Genomic DNA, 20,603 nt, shown 5'->3' with positions numbered 1-20,603 from the left:
TCAGGGGTATCCCGGATGGCGCGGCAGCGCGCGGCCCGACAGACTGGACCCATGACTGCTCATGCTGTCGATACGGACTCGGCCGGCCCCGGGTCCGCCGTCGCCGCCGGTGCCATCGAACTCACCAAGGTCTACGGGTCCGGGGATACCCGGGTCACGGCCCTGGACGCGGTATCGGTCGACCTCGCCCGCGGGGAATTCACCGCCATCATGGGGCCGTCGGGTTCGGGTAAATCCACCCTCATGCACTGTCTGGCCGGATTGGACGCGGCGAGCTCGGGGCAGGTGCGGATCGGCGATACCGAGCTCACCGACCTGTCCGACAAGGATATGACCGCCTTGCGGCGGGACCGGATCGGATTCGTCTTCCAGGCGTTCAACCTGGTACCGACGCTGACCGCGCTGGAGAACATCACCCTGCCGCTCGATATCGCGGGGCGCCGGCCCGAAACGGAATGGCTGGCGACCGTACTGAAGCGGCTGGGCCTGGAGGACCGGCTCGGCCACCGGCCCAGCGAACTGTCCGGTGGACAGCAGCAGCGGGTCGCGTGTGCGCGGGCACTGGCGGGCAAACCGGAGATCATCTTCGGGGACGAACCGACCGGCAACCTGGACTCGCGCTCCTCCGGTGAGGTGCTGTCGATTCTGCGGGCCGCAGTGGACGAATTCGGTCAGACGGTTGTCATCGTCACCCACGAACCCGCCGCCGCCGCGTACGCGGACCGGGTGATCTTCCTGGCCGACGGTCGGATCGTCGACGAGATGCGCGATCCGACCGCGGAGACCGTGCTGGACCGGATGAAGGCGCTGGAGGTCCCGTGAACGACCGCCGCGCAGCCATCCGCCGGACCGACCGGGGTGCGGGGTATCCCCGCACACCACAGGAGACCCGATAGTGGCCGCACATCCGATGCGCACGGTTGCCCTGCGCAATCTCGCCGCGCACAAGGTCCGGCTGGCGCTGACGCTGCTGTCGGTGGTGCTCGGGACCGCGTTCATCGCGGGCTCTTTTGTCTTCACCGATACTCTGCAACGCACCTTCGACGGGATCTTCGCCAATGAAGCCGCCGGGGTGGACGTCCGGTTGAGTCCCGAAGAACGGCGGTCTCCCGGTATCCCGCAGGACGTGGCCGACGATGTGGCCGCCATGGACGGGGTCCGCACCGTGGCGCCCGGTATCGAGGGTTCGGTGGTGCTCCTCGACCCGGCCGGAAAGAAAGCCGTGCAGACCGGCGGGGCACCGAGCTTCGGTATGGCCTATCTGCCGCCCGAACGATCGGTCGCCCAGCCGGATCCGTTCGTCGCGGGCGGACCGCCGGCCGAACCGGGGCAGGTCGCGCTCAACACCGGCGCCGCCGAAAGCGCCGGGCTCGCGGTGGGCGATCGCACCAAGGTACTGGTGCCCTCGCACGGCGGCCCGATCGATGTGACCGTCACCGGGCTCTACGCCCCGGCCACCGATACCGGTGGCTTCATCGGGGTGCAGTTCACCGAGGCCCAGGCCAGGGAACTGTTCACCGACGGGATGCATGTCGCCTATCTCGATATCGCGGCCGAAGGTATCCCCGGCGATACCCTGCGCGACCGGCTGTCCATGCTCTACCCGGACTACAAAGCGCAGAACGGGGACCAGGTCCGCGCGGAGATGAAGGCCGAAATCTCCGAAGCACTGAACTTCTTGAACTACTTTCTGCTCGCGTTCGGCGCCATCGCGCTGATCGTCGGCACCTTCATCATCTACAACACCTTCTCCATGCTGGTGGCGCAGCGACTGCGGGAACTGGCACTGCTACGTGCCGTAGGCGCCGGCCGCGGGCAGGTCGGCCGCTCGGTGGTCGCCGAGGCGCTGATCGTCGGTGTCATCGGCAGCCTGCTCGGGCTGCTCGCGGGTATCGCGCTCGCCTACGGATTGGCCGCGGTGCTGAACGCCTTCGATCTCGGCCTGCCGACCGGAACCATGGCCGTTCTGCCGCGCACAGTGCTGGTGGCCTTTGCGGTCGGGCTGCTGGTGACCGTGGTGAGCGCGTACGCACCCGCCCGGCGTGCCTCCCGGATTCCGCCGGTGCAGGCGATGCGCGAAGAGTTCGCCTCCGCCGGAGACTCGCTGCGGGGGCGCACGATCGCGGGCGCGGTTCTCGCGGTCGCGGGTGTGCTGCTCGTGGTGCTCGGCTCCCGGAACACCGGGGGCGGCGCCGCGGCGGTCGTCGGAGTCGGCGCGCTGGGGCTGATCCTCGCCGTGCTGTTCGCCGCCCCGGCATTGTCGCGACCCGTTCTGGCCGGACTCGGCTGGCTGATCCGGCCGTTCGGGCCGGTCGGGCAGATGGCGCGCAACAACGCGGTCCGCAATCCGCGGCGCACCGCGGCCACCGCCTTCGCACTGACTCTCGGATTGATGCTGGTCACCGCGATCGGGATGTTGGGCGAATCGGCGAAGGTCAGTATCTCCCGGCTCGTCGATCAAGGCGTGGAAGCCGACTATGTCCTGGCCGGGCCGCCGATGATGGGTGTACCGACCGGCGCGAGCGATGCGGTCCGGGAGAAGGTACCCGCGGCCGCCGATGTCGTGGGGCTACGAGGAGTTGCGCTGAAGATCGGCGACGACGACGAATTCGGCACCTCGCCGGACGGGCCGCTCGAGCAGGTCGTGAATATCGAAATGCTCAGTGGCACGGCGGCACTGGGGGATTCGGATATTCTGCTCGGCGAGGACGAGGCGACCGAGCACGGGGTCGGCGCCGGTGAACAGCTGGTGATCAGCACCCTGGGCGGTGCCGAAATACCGCTGACCGTGGCCGGTGTGTACGCGGATTCGCAGGTACTGGGGCCGCTGATCGTGCCGTCCGCGGTCTACGAGAAAGCGATGCCGGTATCCATGCGGACCGAGGCCGTTGTGCTCATCAAGGCGGCGCCCGATGCCGATCTGGCGGCGATGCGGACCGACCTGGAGCGGGCCACCGAGGAATTCGTGATCGTCCAGGTGCAGGACCGCGAAGAGTTCAAGGGCGAGAACGCGAAGCAGATCAACAATATGCTGGCCATTCTGTACGGCCTGCTCGCGCTGGCCGTGGTGATCGCCGTGCTCGGGATCGTCAATACGCTCGCGCTGTCGGTGGTGGAGCGGCGACGCGAAATCGGCATGTTGCGCGCGGTCGGTACCCAGCGGTCGCAGGTCCGGCGCACCATCTATCTGGAATCCATGCTCATCGCCGTCTTCGGCGCACTCGTAGGGGCGGTGCTGGGCCTGGGGCTCGGCGTCGGATTCCTGCGCACCCTGCGCGATCTCGGCCTGGACCAGATCGCGGTTCCGTGGGACCAGCTGGTGTACATGCTGATCGGTTCCGCTGTGGTGGGAGTGCTGGCCGCGCTCTGGCCGGCGGTGCGTGCGGCCCGCACTCCGCCGCTGGCGGCCATCGCCGATATCTGAGCTGTATCTATGGCGCCGCCTTCGGCGGCGCGGGGTTCGGGGCCCCCTGGGTCTCGTTCTTCACTCCGACGCTCCTCCGCTTCGCTCCCCCGCTCTGTCGCTCCAGAACGAGACGGGCCCCGAACCATCGGAGGTGACCATTCGGGTGCACGGAATCGAGGACTCGCGAGTGGGGCGGGGGAGCCTGGCGTTTGTGTCGCGGCTGGGTCGTACCGGTGAGTTACCGCCGGTCGGTGCTCCAGTGGTTGAGGTCGCCGCGGTTGAGGGCTTCGGCCAGGAGGTCCGGGAAACGGTCCGGGGTGCAGGCGAACGCGGGAACGCCGAGCGCGGCCAGTGCGGCGGCGTTCTCGCGATCGTAGGAGGGGGCGCCGTCGTCGGACAGCGCCAGCAGCACCACCACCTGTACCCCGGCTTCCTTCATCGCGTTGATCCGCCGCAGCATCTCCTCGCGTACGCCGCCCTCGTAGAGATCCGAGATCAGAAAGAACAAGCTGTCGGTGGGGCGGGTGATGAGTGACTCGCAATAGGCGATGGCGCGATTGATGTAGGTGCCGCCGCCGAGCTGGGTACCGAACAGCACATCGACCGGATCGCTGAGCTTATCCGTGAGATCGACGACCTCGGTATCGAAGACGACCAGCGAGGTGCGCAGCGCGCGCATGGAAGCCAGGACCGCGCCGAATACCGAGGAGTACACGACACTGGAGGCCATCGACCCGGATTGATCGATGGCCAGGATCACGTCACGGTGCACCGCTTGCGACCGCCTGCCGTATCCGACCAGATGTTCGGCGATGATGGTGCGCTGCTCGGGCAGATAATTGGCGAGGTTCTTGCGGATGGTGCGATCGAAGTCGATATCGCGGGGTTTGGGCCGGGTGGTGCGGGTGGCCCGGTTCAGTGCCCCACTCACCGCGGCGACGGTGCGTGCGGCGATCCGCTCCTCGATTTCCTTCACGACCTTGCCGACCACCATCCGGGCGGTCGATTTGGTGGTCTCCGGTATCACCCGGTTCAGGCTGAGCAGCGTGCCGACCAGGTGAACGTCCGGTTCGACCGCCTCCATGAGTTCGGGTTCGAGCAGCAACTGGGTGAGGCCGAGCCGCTCCACCGCATCCCGCTGCATCACCTCCACCACGGTCGACGGAAAATAGGTGCGGATATCACCGAGCCAGCGAGCCACCCGTGGTGCCGATCCACCGAGGCCACCGGATCGCTCACCGCCGGGCCTGCCGCCCCCGCGATTCGTGTCGTACACGGCGCCCAGCGCCTTGTCGACGGCCGCATCGTCCGCTCCGGTGAGCTCGCCGAGCGCGGGATCTGCCGCGGTGCCGAGGACGAGGCGCCACCGGCGCAGCCGCTCATGTTCCGGGACAGGGTGTGGTGCGGTCCTGTTCATGCCGGTACCCCCAAAATTTCTGCGACAGCACGCAATACGAGTGCTCCGCGTTCTGTATCGATCTCGGTGCGCGCGGCCGGCGCACCCGGGCCGGTATCGCGGACGGCCGACCCGATGGCCCTGCGTTCCCCCGACTCGAAGGCACCGAAGGTGCGGCGTAACAGCGGTACCACTTCCATGAACTGGTCGCCGGTGAGCCCGGCGAGCCAGTCGTCGACCAGGCGCAGCAGGGCTCGGTCGTGCACCAGCACCAATCCCCGGCCGCCGACGAAACCATCTACCCACGCCGCCTTCGCGCCCGCGGTATTGCCGATCGACAGCGCGGCGGCCAGCCTGCGCGAGGCCTCGTCCGAGTCGAACCGGCCGGCATCGCAGAGCAGCCGCACCATCCGGCCGGTCAGCATCCCGTGGATATCCGGCCGGTCCGCCAGCCGCGCCAGCGCCGCCAGCCAGCGTTGCGTGGATTCGGTGTCGTTGCGGGTATGTATCGCGGTGTTCACCGTATCCAGCTGTGCGCGCAGGGCGGCGGCGGTTTCGTCGCCGAGCCCGGTGACCGCCGCCGGCAGACCGGCGCAGATCCGCACGAGCATGCTGTCTGCGACCTGGGCCAGTGCCGAGGTGTCGGTGCCGCGCACATCGCCGTAACGCAGGGTGCGCAGCACACCCGGTAGCGCGGCGAGCAGGTGGGTGATGTCGTGGTCGATCGCGGCCGCGGAACCGAGCCGGTGGATCAGGCCGTCCAGGGCGCCCGGTAGCTCCGCCAGCAGTGCGAATTCCAGGGCGTCGGTCAGTTCGGCCACACCGCTGCCGTCCCCGCCCGCCGTATCGAGGATCTTTGCCTCGGCGGCCGCCTGCACAGTGGTACCCCAGCGGGACGCCTCGATCACACGGACCGCGAATTCCGGTTCCCAGCGCAGTTCCCAGGTTTCCCGGAATGTTCCGGTGGACCCGGCCGTACCGGTCTCGGGAACACCCCAGTGCACGCCGAGTAGCCGCAGCCGATGCAGCAGTCGCGATTTGGCGATATCGCGGGCCTTGCGCAGATCCAGGTCCAGGGTCCGGGACAGCGCTTCTTGTTTCAGTCGCAGCGAGCGCGCCTGTGCGCGTAGATCGGCCTCCAACGGCACGGTGGGCGTTTCGGCCGGCACGGCGCCGAGCGCCTCACCCACCACCAGTTCCGCACCGACCAGCCGCAACACCGTATCGTCGCCCTCGCACAGCACCGCCCGGGTTGCCTCGGTGACCTCCGACAGCCCTGCCAGCGGCCGCGAGCGCAGGGCAGCAAGGGTTTCCGCGAGGCGAACGGCTTCGATGATATGGGCACTGGACACCGGCAGATCGTGACCGCGTAGCAGACGCGCCACCTTGGTGAGCCAGGAGGCGATCGGGTGCTCGGTGGCGGTGAACAGATGGTGATACCAGCCGGGGGAGGGGACGCCCGCACCGTAGCCGGAGGCCGCGGCGAGACGGGAATGCGTCCACGGCACCCAGGTCAGCTTCGCTTTGACCTTCGGAAGACCTTTCAGCAGGCGTTGATCGGCGTTTGCGGGGCCGAGTGGATCGCACAGCGCGGGAGCATGCCACGCACCACAGACGACGGCGATCCGGCGGGCCCCGTCCTTGCGGGCCTGTCGCAGCACCTGCCGCATATGTGCCTCGCGGACAAGGGTGTGCCGGTCCAGAACCAGTGGCTCGGGGTGGGGATCGCCGGGGCCGGTCGCCTCTGCGGTGTGCGAACCGGGCACGGTGGTGGGCCCTCCGGGAGCTGCCGAGGCGTCGGCCGGGCCGGGCCCGGTGGCCGCAGCGCTGTCGGAAGCCGGCTCGATGCGGGCGGTTTCGCGCAAGGTGGCCATGGCCTCGGTGATCGCGGGGAACGTTGCGGCGTCGGTGCTCGATTCGACCACGGCATCCCACCAGCGTTCCGCGTCGTCGTAACCGCCCGCGGCGGCGAGTTCGGCGAGGGCGTCGCGGCCGTTACCGCTGTCCTCCACAGCCAATGCCATTGCGGCGGGTAGATCGCAGAACCGCACCGCTATACCGTTTTCGACGGCATAACGCAGTGCCTGCCATTCCGGAGAGAACACCGCATACGGCCAGAATGCCGCGCGCGCCGGTTCGTCGGCAACGTAACCCAGGAGCGCGACCGGCGGTTCCATCGCAGCGGAGGCCATATGCGGGACCAGCGGATCCGCATCCGCCGGGCCCTCGATCAGGACCATATCCGGCCGGAACGCTTCGAGCGCGGAGCGCAGCGAGCGAGCCGAACCCGGCCCGTGGTGCCGTATTCCGTAGATCCGGGTCTCGCCGGACCCGCTCGTGCTATGTACCGCCTCCGGGCCTGATTCGCTCATGCTGTGTGGATCGCGGATGAGCGAGGGCCCTGCGTGGTTACGCTGCGCTACCGCCTCCGGGCCTGATTCGCTCATGCTGTGTGGATCGCGGATGAGCGAGGGCCCTGCGTGGTTACGCTCCGCTACCGCCTCCGGGCCTGACTCGCTCATCCGGTGATTTCCCGGCAGGCGCGATAGAAGTCGGACCATTCGTCGCGTTCGCGGACCACTGCCTCGAGGTACTCCGTCCATACCACCGAATCGGCCACCGGGTCCTTGATCACCGAACCGGTCACCGCGCCCGCGATATCCGTCGCCCGAAGCACGCCGTCACCGAAATGCGCCGACAGCGCCATCCCGTTGGTGATCACCGAGATGGCCTCGGCGGTCGACAGCGTCCCCGACGGCGACTTGAGTTTGGTGCGGCCGTCGGCCGTGATACCGGCGCGCAACTCCCGGAAGATTCGCACCACCCGGCGGACCTCTTCGGCGGCCGCCGGTACCTCGGGCAATTCCAGTGCCGACCCCAGTTGCGCAACCCGGCGGGTGACGATATCGATCTCTTCGCTCTCGCTGCCGGGAAGGGGCAGGACTACGGTATTGAACCGGCGGCGCAGGGCCGAGGACAGTTCGTTCACGCCCCGGTCCCGATCGTTGGCGGTGGCGATGATGTTGAATCCCTTGGCCGCCTGCACTTCTGTCCCGAGTTCGGGAATCGGCAGGGTCTTCTCGGACAGGATGGTGATCAGTGCATCCTGCACATCGGAGGGGATCCGGGTCAGTTCCTCGAGCCGCGCGATGGCGCCCGTGCGCATGGCAGTGAGGATCGGTGAGGCCACCAGGGCGGCATCACTGGGACCCTCGGCGAGTAGCCGCGCGTAGTTCCAGCCGTACCGCACGGCCTCCTCGGCGGTGCCCGAGGTGCCCTGGACCAGCAGGGTGGACGATCCGCTCACGGCCGCCGAAAGATGTTCGGACACCCAGGTCTTTGCGGTACCGGGAACGCCGAGCAGCAATAGCGCGCGATCGGTGGCGAGGGTGGCGACCGCGACCTCCATGAGCCGCCGCGGGCCGACGTATTTGGGAGTGATCACCGTTCCGTCGCCGAGGGTGCCGCCGAGCAGGTAGGTCACCACTGCCCATGGCGAAAGCTTCCACGACGGTGGGCGGGGCCGGTCGTCGGCGGTGGCGAGCGCGCTCAGTTCGCCGGCGTATGCCTGTTCCGCGTGCGGTCGCAGCAACGGTGCGGGCGAAGCGGTTTCGGTGGTGGTCAATTCAGCTCCTCGAGCATTACGGATCGTTGGTGGAGTTCATGGGCGAGCAGGTCGAAGGCCATCGCCCAATCCCTGTCGGTGCAGCGGCCCGCTACCGCGACAGCCGCCTGCTCGCAGTCGGGTGGCATATGGCGGGCGGCGGTGTGCAGCAGTGAACGGTGCGTGGCCGGGCCGGTCCCCGGCGCACCCGGACGGCGTTCCGCGGTCCGGGCCCGCTCGGCGAAGAGATGCAGCAGGTGCCGGGCCACTTCCGGCGGCCACGGCTGGGCCACGGCCGGCAACAGCGATTCGATTTCGGACAGCCATGAGGCATCCAGCCGGACCAGATGTCGCGCCTGGTCGGCGGCCGGAATCAGGGCGAACAACTCCCGGCGCCGCAGGATCGCCGCATTCGAGGGGGTGCCTGCGGCGAACAACGCGGCGGCCCATGCGGGATCACGCTGGGTGAGGGCCGCGTCCATCCAGCCGTCGAACAGCGGCTGGCGGAACCGGTCGTCGATGCGGGTCGCCACAGCCCGGTCCGGGGGACCCAGTGCGGTGGTCCACTGGGAGAGCGGGAGGTTGGCCACGAGTCTGCGCAGCCGGGCCGCACTCTGGTCGGGGTGCCCGTTCCAGCGGTAACCGAATTCCACGGTGTTATCGGTGAAACCGTCACGGACGGCTTCCTCGTCCAGGGTTTCCGGGATGTCCACGCTCAGCTCGGCGGTCTGCTCAGGCCCGTCGGCCGGGTATTTCAGCCAGGCCGCGACCCGTGCGGACATCCGGTCGGCGAACGCCGAATCGGGTAGCCGGGCCAGCAGCCCGGCGGCCGTGCGGCGCACATCGCCGCGGCGATCGCGCAGGGCACGTTCGAGCAGGGCCTCGTCCGCGGGGCCCAGCCCGTCGGACAGAACGGCCAGCAGTTCGGCCTTCGGCGCTCCCGATTCGCGTGGCCAGGCCGCCTCGAGAGTGTCGCGTGCGGCGGCAGGGTCGCGGTGGCGTAGCGCGGCCAGCCACCGGACCCGTTCCGGTGGCCGGCCGAGCCGCCAGGTTTCGGCGTCCGGCTCCGCTTGTGCGGTATCGCGCCGGACGAGACTGTGCCACCGGGGAATCGAGCCCGCCAGCCAGCGGCCCCGGCTGCCGGCGAGCCGCAGGGCCGCCTCCCGGAGACCGGTGTCGCGCGCGGCGAATTCGAGCAGTTGCCCGGCCAATCGATCGGGTGCCCGGTAGTCGTGCGGCGCGGCCGCGGTGAACCATTCCGAGAGGTACTCCGGCCGGGAATCGATCAGTAGGACCAGCCGGTCGGCCGCGGCGCAGGGCAGCACCGGCCGCGGATCCTCGGCGGCAGGCTCCGCGGGCAATTCGGCGTGCACCGGTACATATCCGCCACGCGACCAGGACATTTCCAGGGCTGTCGCGTCCAATAACCGGCGGGCGGCGTCCGTGCCGGGCAATGCCGCTGCGGCCGCGCCTACCGGGCCGGGAAGCGGTGGGAGCGCGGCACCGCCCCGGGCGGTGCCGAGCAGGGCGATCGAGGCTGCCTCCGGGCCGGCGGTGAGGGCGGTATGGGCGGTATCGGCAACGCGACCGGCATCGTGGAACTCGCCACCGGCGAGCACCGATACGGCTTCCAGTGCCCGCCCCGTCCAGAGGCCGAAGACGGTGACCGGCCGCCCCCCGGACAAGGCCAGCAGCCGCCACGGCTCGGTGGGCTCCACCAGGGGGATCGCGGTGCCGTCTGGTTCGGCGAGTAGCCAATCGCCGGCCCGTCCGATCGGGACGACCGTGCGCAGCAGCACCGGCCAGGCCTCCAGCCACGGATCGGCCGCCGCGGCGGTGGCGAACTCACGCAATGCGTCGGCAATGGTGCCGGACCCCGCCGTGGCAGCGATTGCGCCGGTATCCGGCGTGGGCGCAGCGGAATCAGAGGGGGCCAGGGCACGCAGCGGCGCGGCAGCGGGATAGAAGTGCAGGCCGGATTCGGTGATCAGGCCGATCGGTGGGACCTCGTCGGTGAAGGCCGGCGAACCGTGGGAATGGTCGATCAGCACTGCCCAGCGACCGGTCCGCACCCCGTACAACCAGCTGCGACGGGTGTAGAGCCCCTCTTCTTCGCCGGTGCGTATTCCCAGAGTGACCCACCGGTCGTGTACCGCCGGTTCGGCGAGTACGGCATCCGCCGCCATCGGATAACCGATATGGGTGCGGACGGTGGCGGCTGCCGGTGTATCCGGTTTCGCGTGTGCCACCAGCAGTAGACGCAGCCAAGCGAATCTGCCCAGGATCACTTCCGGCCAGTTCGACCGCCCCACCACTGCCGCCGGCAGCCGGCGCAGGGCAGCGGCGACACCGGGGGCCTGCGCGTCGACCATGCGTGCGGCAACGGCTTCGAACGCGGCGGGGGAGCGGTCCGTCTGGGCCAGTCCGGTGCGGATCTGGTCCGTCAACCAGGTTTCGAGTTCGGCCAAGCCGGCCGCGACCCGTTCGTCCCGCTGCCGCGCCACGGCCGCGTTCGGAACGCGATTCTTCTTCGGTGTGGTGGCCGCCGCCACCCGGCGGCCGATCCACTCGGCGGCGAAATCGGCCGTTTCGCTGGTTTCGCCCACCGTCCCGGTGGACCACAGCAGTAGTAACGACAACGCATGTTTGCAGGGGAATTTCCGGCTCGGGCACGAGCACCGGAAAGCCGGACCGGACAGATCGACGATCGTCTGGTAGGGCGTCCGGCCGCTGCCCTTGCACAAGCCCCACAGTGCGGTTCCGCACCATCCGGTGCCCGACCATTTCCCGGCGAGTTTGCGTGCGGCGGCGAGTGAACTCGCATCCGGCGCGAGTGCTGTCACCTGGTTTTCCGACCACTGCGGCGTCATCCGGTGAGTCCGTATCGTTCGATCATTGTGCCCCCGTTTTCTCGGTCCGAAGAGTTGTATCGCACCGCACCGACACAATCGGTGTCACCACGGCCGGGATGTGGAAGAGGTTGTCGCCGAGAGGTATTCGCCTGTCTCTGCGCTTGCGCAATCCCGAGACCTCTGGCATCCTGTCCTGTTCGGCCAGACCGAGCCGCCCCCTGGAGGGTGACACCAACGAGCTGCCCGACGGGGTTGGCGAGGGGTGGCCATCGGTCGGAGTCGGATCGGCCGATGACCAGATCCCATCCCCGCGGGCAGGTTCGCCTCCGCACCGGCACGGCCGGTTCGTGAACCGCCGCCACCGCACCGTCCCGGACGCATACCGCCCCCTTCCTCCTACACGATCGTGCTGTTATCCGGTAGCGTTCGGCACAGCTTTCGATCGTTCGATCACGCCCGGGGCCGGGGAGTGCGGGTGGTCCCGAGGGGGTGGAGAAGTCGTGGAATCTGTGTGTGAGCAATCCGAGCGAATCCCGATCCGGCCGGGGGAGCTGGTACTTCGGCAGCTCGAGCGGGAGTCCGGCCTGCCGGCCGAGGTCGCTGCAATCGTTCGGTGTGCTCTCGCTACCTCGGCGCCGCCCGGCGACCCGCCGCGGCCGGCGGATGGCGGCGCCTTCGATTTCAGCGGCATGTTCTTGCGCGCAATCCGGGTCGAGGGGTTCCGCGGTATCGGACCCGAAACCGTGCTCGAATTACCGGCCGGGCCCGGGCTCACCCTGGTCACCGGCCGTAACGGCAGCGGTAAATCCAGTTTCGCCGAGGCCGCGGAATTGGCGCTCACCGGTACGAATCGGCGCTGGGACGGCCGTTCCGCCGCGTGGCGGGAAGGGTGGCGCAACCTGCATCGACCCGGGCCGGTCCGGATCGAATTGGAGTTGCGTACGGACGGCCCGGCGACAGCGCTGACCATCGCCCGGACGTGGTCCGCCGGCGAACTGCTCACGGGGGGCGAGTGGGTCCAGCGCCGGGCAGGCGCACCCGATGCCGCATTCCCCGTCGGCCGGTGGACGCCGCCGATGGAGTTGTATCGGCCGTTCCTGTCCTACAGCGAACTCGGTGCCTTGGTCGACGGGAAACCCAGTGAGTTGTTCGACGCCCTGCATCAGTTACTCGGTCTCGACGAACTCATCGCCGCGCACGAGCACATCCGTTCCGCGCGCCTGGAGATGGAGAGCGCGGCCCGCACCGCTCGCCGGGAACGGCAGCTGCTGCTGGCCGAGCTGCCCGGCAACACGGACCGTCGGGCAGCGCGTGCCGAACGGATCCTGCGCCACCCCGATCCCGACCTCGCGGCCCTGGAACGCCTGTTGTCCGATACCACCGGCGGACCGGAACCGGCCGCCCTGCGCGCGGTGCTGGCCCTCGAACTGCCACCTGCGTCCCGGGTCGAGGCGCTGCTCGCCAGGCTTCGCGTCGCCCAGGCCGAGGTGACGGCGGTGACCTCACCCGAATCGGCGGCCGATCTGCGCGTACTCGACCTGCTGCGGATCGCGTATTCCCATGTGGCCGAGCACGAAACCGCCACGGGGCCCGGCCGCGGCCGCAGCGGCGGAACACCCGGCCCCCTGGCCGCGCAGGGCGGTGCCGGATCCGGCAGCGGATGCCCCTGCCCGGTGTGCGGCCGGGGAAACCTGGACCGGCGGTGGCTGTCCGAAACCGCCGCTGCCGTCGACGAACTCGCCGAACGAACGGCCGGCCTGGTACGTGCGCGCACCGAACTGAGCGCGGTGCTGGCCGGACTACATGCCGCGCTCGGGGAGCTACCCACGGAACTCGCCACGGCGGAACTCGCCTACCTCGATACCGCGGGCCTTGCCGAAACCTGGGCACAGTGGCGCAGGCTGATCGAATTCCCCGACCCGGATCCGGACACGCTCGGCGCTGTCCGCGAGCGGTTGTACGGTGAACTAGATTTCCTGCGCCAGCACGCGGCAGTCGAGCTGGACCGCCTCGAGCAGGCGTGGACCCCGTTGATCCCGCGTCTGCGCAACTGGCTCGAACTGGCACGCACCGTGCACGCCCGGGCAGCGGAACTGCAAACCGCTCGGGCCGCCGAGGTCTGGTTGAAATCGGCCACCGCCCACGTGCGCGATGAGCGGCTCGCCCCGCTGGCCGGTACCGCGCGGTGGGTCTGGCAGAGCTTGCGGCAGCAGAGCAATGTCGAGCTCGGCGGAATCCGGTTACAGGGCAACGCGAATTCCGCTCGCCGGGTGCAACTCGACGTCACCGTGGACGAGGTGGACGGGGCGGCCCTCGGGGTGATGAGCCAGGGAGAACTGCATGCTCTCGGCCTGGCCCTGTTCCTGCCCCGGGCCACCGTGGCCGCCAGCCCCTTCCGCTTCGTCGTGATCGACGATCCCGTACAGGCAATGGACCCGGCGAAGGTGGACGGGCTGGCCCGCGTTCTCGCGACCGTCGCGTGGGATCGGCAGGTGGTGGTCTTCACCCACGACGACCGGCTCGCCGAGGCGGTGCGCCGGATGCAGATCGACGCGCGGATTCTGGAAGTACAGCGCCGGGAACGTTCGGTGGTGGAGATCCGGTTGTCCAGCGATCCGGTGCACCGCTACCTCGACGACGCCCGCGCGTTGCTGCGTACTCCCCAGCTGCCGCAGGCCATATCGGATGAGCTGGTGGCCAGTTGCTGCCGCTCGGCCCTCGAGGCGGCCGGTTTGGCGCGCGCGAAACGGGTCCTGCTCGCCGAGGGGATGGATCATCGTGAGGTGCAGCGGCGCATCGATACCGCCCAATCCACCCGGGCCATGATTACTCTCGCAGTCCTGGGGCCCGGTCGCCGGATCGAGGATCTGAACAAACGGCTGGCGAAAGAAGGCCGATGGGCGGTCGAGGTCCTTCGCGACGCCACCGCCGGCGCACATATTCCGATCGCGCGGGATTTGTCCGAGCTGATCGCCGATACCGAACGCTTCGTGACCTGGCTGGCTCGATGACCGGCGGCTCCGAGCCGGCCGGGCGCGCGGCGCGGCGGCGTGTCCGGAAGCGGGATCGCCGCGGTGCGACGGTGGAAGCCCGGCGGCCGGGCCGGTCACCGAGCCGCCGCCCCGTCGAAGCCGTACTCCCGCGGCCCACGGTGGCCGAGCGGCTGGTGGTGGTGGACCGGTTGCTGGACGGTTCGGTGCCCGCCGCCGGGGCGGTGTGGTCTCGGGCAACCGCGTGGATTCTGCGTATCGCGCTCGAACAGTCGGTGGACGAGCTGTGGGCGCGAACCGAACCCGACCTCGCCCGCTGCCCGATGCGCGCGCAGTTGCTGGCCCTGCGGGTCATCGCAGACCCGCCTGTCGCGGCGCGGACCGCCGCGCTGTGGACCGCCCTGTCCCATGCCGCGCATCACCACGATACCGAGCTGGCGCCGGGTGTCTCCGAGCTGCGCCGGTGGCGGGAGGACACCGCGCGAATCGCCGGTGAGCTGGCCGCGACCCGCCGCTGAACCCCCGTAGGCCCGGCCCGGCGACCTCGGCCTTCGCGGACCGCGCAGAATCGTCAGCCGTGGACGATTCGAAACCGTGCCCCTGTCGCCGTGGCGAAGTGTTCGCCGAATGCTGCGGTCCGCTACTGGCCGGCCGGCCGGCACCGAGCGCCGAAGCGCTGATGCGTTCCCGGTTCACCGCCTTCGCGGTCGGCGATACCGGCTACCTCCGCCGATCCTGGTATCCCGGCACCCGGCCCGACCGGCTGGACCTCGACTCCGACCGGCGGTGGCTGTTCCTGGAAATTCACGCGGTAACCGGTGGCGGCCCGTTCGAGCAATCCGGAACGGTGGAATTCACCGCCCACTATCGCGACCCCGACGGTCGCGGCCGGTTGCACGAGATCAGCAGGTTCACCCGCGTCGACGGGGCCTGGTGCTACGTCGACGGCGATATCGCCGGATGAGCCGCGACCGCGGGAACTGCACCGGCTCCCCGGCCCCGCCACCGGTAGTGTGCACGCCATGCCGCGTATCGCCATCGAATACTGCACCCAGTGCCGCTGGCTGCTACGGGCCAGCTGGATGGCGCAGGAATTGCTGACCACCTTCGGCACCGATATCGGTGAGGTCGCGTTGATCCCGGGCGAGGGTGGGGTCTTCCGGATCACCGTCGACGGCGACCAGGTGTGGGAGCGCAGAACCGACGGTGGTTTTCCCGATATCGCGGTACTCAAGCAGCGTGTCCGTGATCGCGTCGCTCCGGCGCGCGATCTGGGCCATATCGACCGTGGGCACGCCGGGGTACCGGAGACGCCCGGCAGCTGAGCCGGAGGCCGGCCTACCCGCGCGGTGCTCGGCGGGAGCCGCGATCAGGCACAGCAGCCCCCGCCACAGCATCCGCCGCCCGCGGGGGCGGGCGCGGCTACCGCCGGCGCCGCGGCCCGCCCGGTCGTCGCGAAGGTCGTGAGCAGTTTCACGGTGTCGTCGTGGCCACCCGGGCAGGTGGCCGGATCCGATGCCTGCGCCATCGGACGGTTGACTTCGAAGGTACTGCCGCAGCTGCGGCACCGGAATTCGTAACTCGGCATGCCGGAATTCTAGAGATGTCGCGAACCGGTTTTTCCGGCGCAACGCGATAATTCTGGAACCGAGTTGTAACCAGTTCGGTCGTACCCTCGAATGCACAGGTAGAGGAGGTCTGTGATGAATGTCCAGTGCTTCGAGGTAGCGCCTGGGGTGGACGGGTCCGCGCCGGTGGCCGGGACCGAGTTCGGTGCGGTCCGAGGGACCCGGGAGGGCGCTGTATCGGTCTGGCGGGGTATCCCGTATGCCGCTGCCCCCGCCGGCCCGCGGCGGTTCCGGCCGCCGCGGGCACCGCAACGCTGGGACGGGATCCGCGATTGCGTCGCCTTCGGGCAGATCGCCCCGCAGGATATGAACAACACCGTCCCGATGGACCGTTCGCTGTCCATGGGTGAGGACTGCCTGTGGTTGAACGTCTGGGCGCCGGCTGCGACTGCCGACGAGCCGCGGCCGGTGCTGGTGTGGTTGCACGGCGGCGCCTACTGCCTGGGTTCGGCCGCGCAGGCCGTGTACGACGGCGCCAACCTGGCCGCGGCCGGCGATGTCGTGGTCGTCACGGTGAACTACCGGGTCGGGGCCCTCGGCTTCCTCGACCTGTCGTCGCTGCATGACGAATTCGTGCCCAACCTGGGATTGCTCGACCAGCTCGCCGCCCTGGGATGGGTCCGCGACAATATCGCCGGTTTCGGCGGCGACCCCGGCAATGTGACCTTGTTCGGGGAATCGTCCGGCGCCGGCTGTGTCACCGCGTTGCTCACCGCTCCCCGGGCTGCTGGCCTGTTTCAGCGCGCCATCGCGCAGAGTCCACCCGCGACCGCCGTCTACGGCCGGGAACGAGCGGCCGGGGTGGCGGAACGCTTCCTGGAACTGACGGAATTGCCGAGGTCACGTGCGGCCGAACTGCTGACCTGCCCGATCGAGCTGATCGTGCGTGCGGCCGCCGTGCTGATCGACGAGGTACCGCTGCAGGCCCCCGGTACCCTTGCCGCGGCGCCGGTGGTCGACGAGGATCTGCTGCCGGGCTACCCCACCGACCGGTTTCGTGACGGCCGCTCGCACCGGGTACCGCTCATCATCGGCACCAACAGGGACGAGGCCTCGCTGTTCCGGCTGTTCCGTTCGCCGATCATGCCGGTCACCCCGGAAGCGGTGAACATGATGCTCGAACAGGTCCAGGCCGGCCATCCCGATTTGTCGGCGGAACGTATCGCGGAGATCACTCGCGTATACCCCGACCTCGCGAAGGCGCGCGGCGCCCTGGCCATGTCCACCGACGCCGCGTTCCGGATGCCCGCCCTGTGGGTGGCCGACGGCCATGCCCAGCATTCCCGGACCTGGATGTACCGCTTCGACCACGCGACCCCCATGCTGCGTGCCGCCCGCGTCGGCGCCGGGCACGCCACGGAACTGCCCTACATTTTCGGCAACTTCGGCACCTTCGACCACGACCCGACCTTCTGGCTGGGCGGCCGTCGGCAAGCCGCCGAGATATCGGGGCGCATGATTCGCCGCTGGCTTGCCTTCGCCGCGCACGGGGTTCCCGCCGCGCTCGACGGTTCCAAACACTGGCCGCCCTACCATCCGGAGTCCCGGGAAACCCTGCTCATCGATACCGTCGACCGCGTGGTCGGAGACCCGGAAGGTGAGCTGCTCACCGCATGGGGTGAACGCGCCGTAGGTTTCGCCTGAGCTTCACTGCTGGTCTATCTCGAGGGCATGGCGCCGATTCCGAACCTCGGCCTGCGACGCCGATACCGCCGCTACACGTCCGTCGAATACCGGATCCCGCCGTCGGGAATCTCCACACCCGGCCACACCCGGGCGCCGCGCAGCAGTTCGCAGCGTGCGCCGATACTGGCACCGTCCCCGATGACCCCGTCCCGGATCAGCGCACGGGGCCCGATCCGGGCGCCGAATCCGATGATCGAGCGTTCCACCGTGGCGCCCGCTTCCACTCTGGCGCCGTCGAACAGGATCGCCCCGTCGAGGCGGGCACCGGCACCGACTTCGGCGCCGCGGCCGACGACCGTACCGCCGATCAGCAATGCGCCGGGCGCCACCCCGGCGCCCTCGTGGACGAGCGATTCACCGCGTTGCCCGGGCAGGATCGGCGACGGGGCGATACCGCGTACCAGGTCGGCCGATCCGCGGACGAAATCCTCCGGGGTTCCCATATCACGCCAGTAGGAGGTATCGACGTGGCCCTGCACCCGGGCGCCCTCGGTGAGCAGCGCTGGGAAAACCTCTCGCTCGACCGATACCGGGCGGCCGGCCGGAATCTTCTCGATGTACTCGCGCCGGAACACATAGCAACCGGCGTTGATCTGGTCGGTCGGCGGATCCTGGGTTTTCTCCAGGAACGCGGTAACCCGTCCCTCTGCATCGGTGGGGACGCAGCCGAACGCGCGAGGGTCGCTCACCCGCACCAGGTGCAGGGTGACATCGGCTTCGGTGGTCTCGTGGGTTTTCAGGATGGCCCGCAGATCGGTGCCGCCCAGCACATCACCGTTGAACACCATGACGTTGTCGGCGCTGAGACGGGGCAGCACATTGCGGATACCGCCGCCGGTGCCCAGCGGTTCGGTTTCGGTGACATATTCGATCTCCAGTCCGAGATCGGCGCCGTCACCGAAATGCTCCTCGAAGACCTCCGCCTTGTAGGACGTGCCGAGCACAACATGGGTGAGTCCGGCTGCGGCGATACGGGACAGCAGATGGGTCAGGAACGGCACCCCCGCGGTAGGCAGCATCGGTTTCGGCGCCGACAGAGTGAGCGGCCGTAACCGCGTGCCCTTCCCGCCGACCAGGATGACCGCGTCTGCTTGTGATGCCATGGAGCTCCCTTGTTCCATCCGTTCCTCGCGACCCGGGCCGGTGGCCGGTCCGGTCAGCCGGCGAGTTCCTGCTGCCGGGTGCGCAGTGCGGATCGAACCGCAATGCGGCAGCGGATCGCAAGTCCGGCACGTAACGCCCAGCGCAGCGGGGCCTGCCACCAGTGCGGATGCCGGTCGGCCTGGAACTGGTAGGCGCTGGCGTGGTGGGCGGGCAGCATCTTCTCCGGGTTACGGCCGGCGGCGTGCCCCTTGGCGTGGGTGACCTCGGCGTCCGGTACGAAAACGTTGTGCCAGCCGGCCTTGCCCATCCGGTCGCCGAAGTCGACGTCTTCCATGTACATGAAGTAGCGGGAGTCGAATCCGTCGATGGAGTCGAATGCTTCCCGGCGCACCAGCAGGCACGATCCGGACAGCCAGCCCACCGCGCGTTCGGAGATTTCCTCGTTTTCCTGCCGGTAGCGGCGGGTCCACGGGTTGGTTTTCCAGATCGCCCCCAGGATCGCGTGACCGGCACCGTCGAGCAGGCCGGGGACCGATCGGGCGGAGGGGTAGACGCTGCCGTCCAGCTCCCGGACCAGCGGGCCGATGGCGCCCGCGCGGGGCCAGCGCTGGGCTGCTTCGAGCATGAGGTCGATGGAGTCGTTGCCCCAGCGGATATCGGGGTTGGCGATCAGCACGTAGTCGAGGTCGGGATCCAGCTCGGCGACGGCCCGGTTGATGGCGCCGCCGTAACCGATGTTCCCGCCGGTCGATAGGAACCGCACATGGGCGTTGGCCTCGGCGACCAGTTCCGGGACACCGTCGGTCGAACCGTTGTCGGCCAGGATGACCTGCGGTTTATCTGCGGTCGCCGTGCTCAGGGTGCTGATGAAATGCTCGAGATGTTCGCCCGGTGAATACGTGACCGTGACCACGGCCAGTCGTGGCCGGTCATGGGGTTGACCCGGGGTATCGGAAGCGCTCACAGCGCCCCACCCTAACGGGCGGCCCTGGCCAATGCCTCGGTGAGCGCGGATTCCCAGGGGCGCAATGGTGTCAGGCCCGCGTCGCGCCAGGCGGTGCCGGACAATACGGAGAAGGCGGGCCGGGGGGCGGGCCGGGGGAATTCCGCGGATGTACAGGGCTGTACGCGGTCGGGGTCGGCACCGATACCGGCGAAAACGGCGCGCGCCACCTCGAACCAGCTCGCCCGGCCCGAATTCGTGGCATGCAGCACAGTGGGCGATTCGGGGCGGCCGGCGAGTTCGAGCAGGCCGGCGGCGAGATCGGCGGCGTAGGTGGGGGAGCCGACCTGGTCGGTCACCACGTTCACCGTGTGGCGTTCCTGTTCCAGCCGTCGCATGGTGGCGACGAAATCGCTGTCGGTGCCGCGGTACACCCAGGCCGTGCGGACGATATGGGCAGCTGGGCAGTTGTCGCGCACAGCGAGTTCCCCGGCGAGTTTGGAGCGGCCGTAGACGGTGGTGGGTCCGGTCGGGTCGCCGGGCTCGTACGGTGTGGCCGCCGTGCCGGGGAACACGTAGTCGGTGGAGAGATGGATGAGCCGCGCGCCCGCCCGGGTACAGGCGGCAGCCAGGACGGCGGGGCCGGTCGCGTTGCCCGCGAAGGCGGAGCCGGGGTCCGATTCGGCCCGATCGACCGCGGTGTACGCGGCACAATTGACGACGATATCGCCCGGCCGCAGTACTGATTCCACGGCTGTCGGGTCGGTGATGTCGAGCCGGGCGCGGGAGTAGGCGCGGGCGGTGGGTGCCAGCCGGAGCAGTTCCCGGCCGACCTGGCCGCCGGCCCCGGTGACCACGAGCCGGGCGCTGGGTTCGGTTCCGGGCGGCACGACATCGTTCACCGGCCCAGTCTGGCACGCCGTCGATGGGCCGAATCGATGTCACCCGGGCTGCCGTTGGTTAGCCTGCGTGGAGCGGAAGGTGTTTCGACGGC

Annotated in this window: 15 protein-coding genes; 7 read left to right on the top strand and 8 right to left on the bottom strand. The window is 69.2% G+C overall.

Annotated elements, in window-relative coordinates; genetic code table 11:
- The first annotated feature begins 51 nt into the window (after positions 1-51).
- Both NS6_RS30430 and NS6_RS30425 read left to right on the top strand, forming a co-directional pair.
- Positions 52-822, top strand: coding sequence for an ABC transporter ATP-binding protein (locus tag NS6_RS30430; RefSeq protein ID WP_068049246.1), 771 nt, complete (start codon positions 52-54; stop codon positions 820-822).
- 88 nt (positions 823-910) lie between these two features.
- Positions 911-3,424, top strand: a complete 2,514-nt coding sequence (locus NS6_RS30425; RefSeq protein WP_068049337.1) for an ABC transporter permease — start codon at positions 911-913, stop codon at positions 3,422-3,424.
- Between the two features lie 220 nt (positions 3,425-3,644).
- Here NS6_RS30425 and NS6_RS30420 read toward each other — a convergent pair whose 3' ends face one another.
- The 4 genes from NS6_RS30420 to NS6_RS30405 form a co-directional block, all read right to left on the bottom strand.
- A complete protein-coding gene (locus tag NS6_RS30420) occupies positions 3,645-4,823 on the bottom strand; it encodes a VWA domain-containing protein (protein WP_068049243.1) in 1,179 nt (392 codons plus the stop codon).
- Positions 4,820-7,174 carry a DUF5682 family protein gene (locus tag NS6_RS30415; RefSeq protein WP_068049241.1) on the bottom strand — a complete coding sequence of 785 codons (2,355 nt, stop codon included), beginning with the start codon at positions 7,172-7,174 and terminating at the stop codon, positions 4,820-4,822. Before NS6_RS30415 ends, NS6_RS30420 begins: the two co-directional genes overlap by 4 nt.
- 146 nt (positions 7,175-7,320) lie before the next feature.
- Entirely contained in the window at positions 7,321-8,427 is a 1,107-nt protein-coding gene (locus tag NS6_RS30410) for an ATP-binding protein (RefSeq protein WP_068049240.1), read from the bottom strand.
- Entirely contained in the window at positions 8,424-11,249 is a 2,826-nt protein-coding gene (locus NS6_RS30405) for an SWIM zinc finger family protein (RefSeq protein ID WP_245669575.1), read from the bottom strand. Before NS6_RS30405 ends, NS6_RS30410 begins: the two co-directional genes overlap by 4 nt.
- A gap of 509 nt (positions 11,250-11,758) precedes the next feature.
- On the opposite strand from NS6_RS30405, the gene NS6_RS30400 reads away from it, so the two are divergent.
- The 4 genes from NS6_RS30400 (at position 11,759) to NS6_RS30385 (ending at position 15,573) form a co-directional block, all read left to right on the top strand.
- On the top strand, positions 11,759-14,269 hold the full coding sequence (locus NS6_RS30400; RefSeq protein ID WP_245669574.1) for an AAA family ATPase: 2,511 nt from the start codon (positions 11,759-11,761) through the stop codon (positions 14,267-14,269).
- 71 nt (positions 14,270-14,340) lie between these two features.
- Positions 14,341-14,766 (top strand): hypothetical protein, encoded by a 426-nt coding sequence (locus NS6_RS30395; RefSeq protein WP_245669573.1) that lies wholly within the window; start codon positions 14,341-14,343, stop codon positions 14,764-14,766.
- Positions 14,767-14,825: 59 nt separating this feature from the next.
- Positions 14,826-15,212, top strand: a complete 387-nt coding sequence (locus tag NS6_RS30390) for a YchJ family protein (RefSeq protein ID WP_068049235.1) — start codon at positions 14,826-14,828, stop codon at positions 15,210-15,212.
- A gap of 58 nt (positions 15,213-15,270) precedes the next feature.
- Positions 15,271-15,573: an Rdx family protein gene (locus NS6_RS30385; RefSeq protein ID WP_068049232.1), complete on the top strand. Its 303-nt coding sequence runs from the start codon at positions 15,271-15,273 to the stop codon at positions 15,571-15,573.
- A 44-nt stretch (positions 15,574-15,617) separates the two neighbouring features.
- Here the strand turns inward: NS6_RS30385 and NS6_RS34390 are convergent, their stop codons facing one another.
- The gene (locus NS6_RS34390; protein ID WP_084471553.1) at positions 15,618-15,836 is read right to left on the bottom strand and encodes an FmdB family zinc ribbon protein; all 219 of its coding nucleotides are present in this window, start codon (positions 15,834-15,836) and stop codon (positions 15,618-15,620) included.
- A 115-nt stretch (positions 15,837-15,951) separates the two neighbouring features.
- On the opposite strand from NS6_RS34390, the gene NS6_RS30375 reads away from it, so the two are divergent.
- Complete coding sequence (locus tag NS6_RS30375; protein WP_084471552.1) at positions 15,952-17,520, top strand: carboxylesterase/lipase family protein; 1,569 nt, start codon at positions 15,952-15,954, stop codon at positions 17,518-17,520.
- A 71-nt stretch (positions 17,521-17,591) separates the two neighbouring features.
- On the opposite strand, the gene manB is transcribed toward NS6_RS30375, so the two are convergent.
- From manB to rfbD, 3 genes are read right to left on the bottom strand one after another with little or no spacing between them, the layout of a single operon-like run.
- Positions 17,592-18,665 carry a mannose-1-phosphate guanylyltransferase gene (gene manB, locus NS6_RS30370; RefSeq protein ID WP_068049331.1) on the bottom strand — a complete coding sequence of 358 codons (1,074 nt, stop codon included), beginning with the start codon at positions 18,663-18,665 and terminating at the stop codon, positions 17,592-17,594.
- A 53-nt stretch (positions 18,666-18,718) separates the two neighbouring features.
- On the bottom strand, positions 18,719-19,630 hold the full coding sequence (locus NS6_RS30365) for a glycosyltransferase family 2 protein (RefSeq protein ID WP_068049224.1): 912 nt from the start codon (positions 19,628-19,630) through the stop codon (positions 18,719-18,721).
- 11 nt (positions 19,631-19,641) lie between these two features.
- On the bottom strand, positions 19,642-20,511 hold the full coding sequence (rfbD, locus tag NS6_RS30360; RefSeq protein WP_245669572.1) for a dTDP-4-dehydrorhamnose reductase: 870 nt from the start codon (positions 20,509-20,511) through the stop codon (positions 19,642-19,644).
- Positions 20,512-20,603 lie beyond the last annotated feature (92 nt).

This window comes from Nocardia speluncae NBRC 108251, assembly GCF_001613245.1.
Taxonomy (GTDB): Bacteria; Actinomycetota; Actinomycetes; order Mycobacteriales; family Mycobacteriaceae; genus Nocardia; species Nocardia speluncae.
Note: the sequence above shows the minus strand (reverse complement) of the source record. Positions and strands in the feature narration are given on the sequence as shown.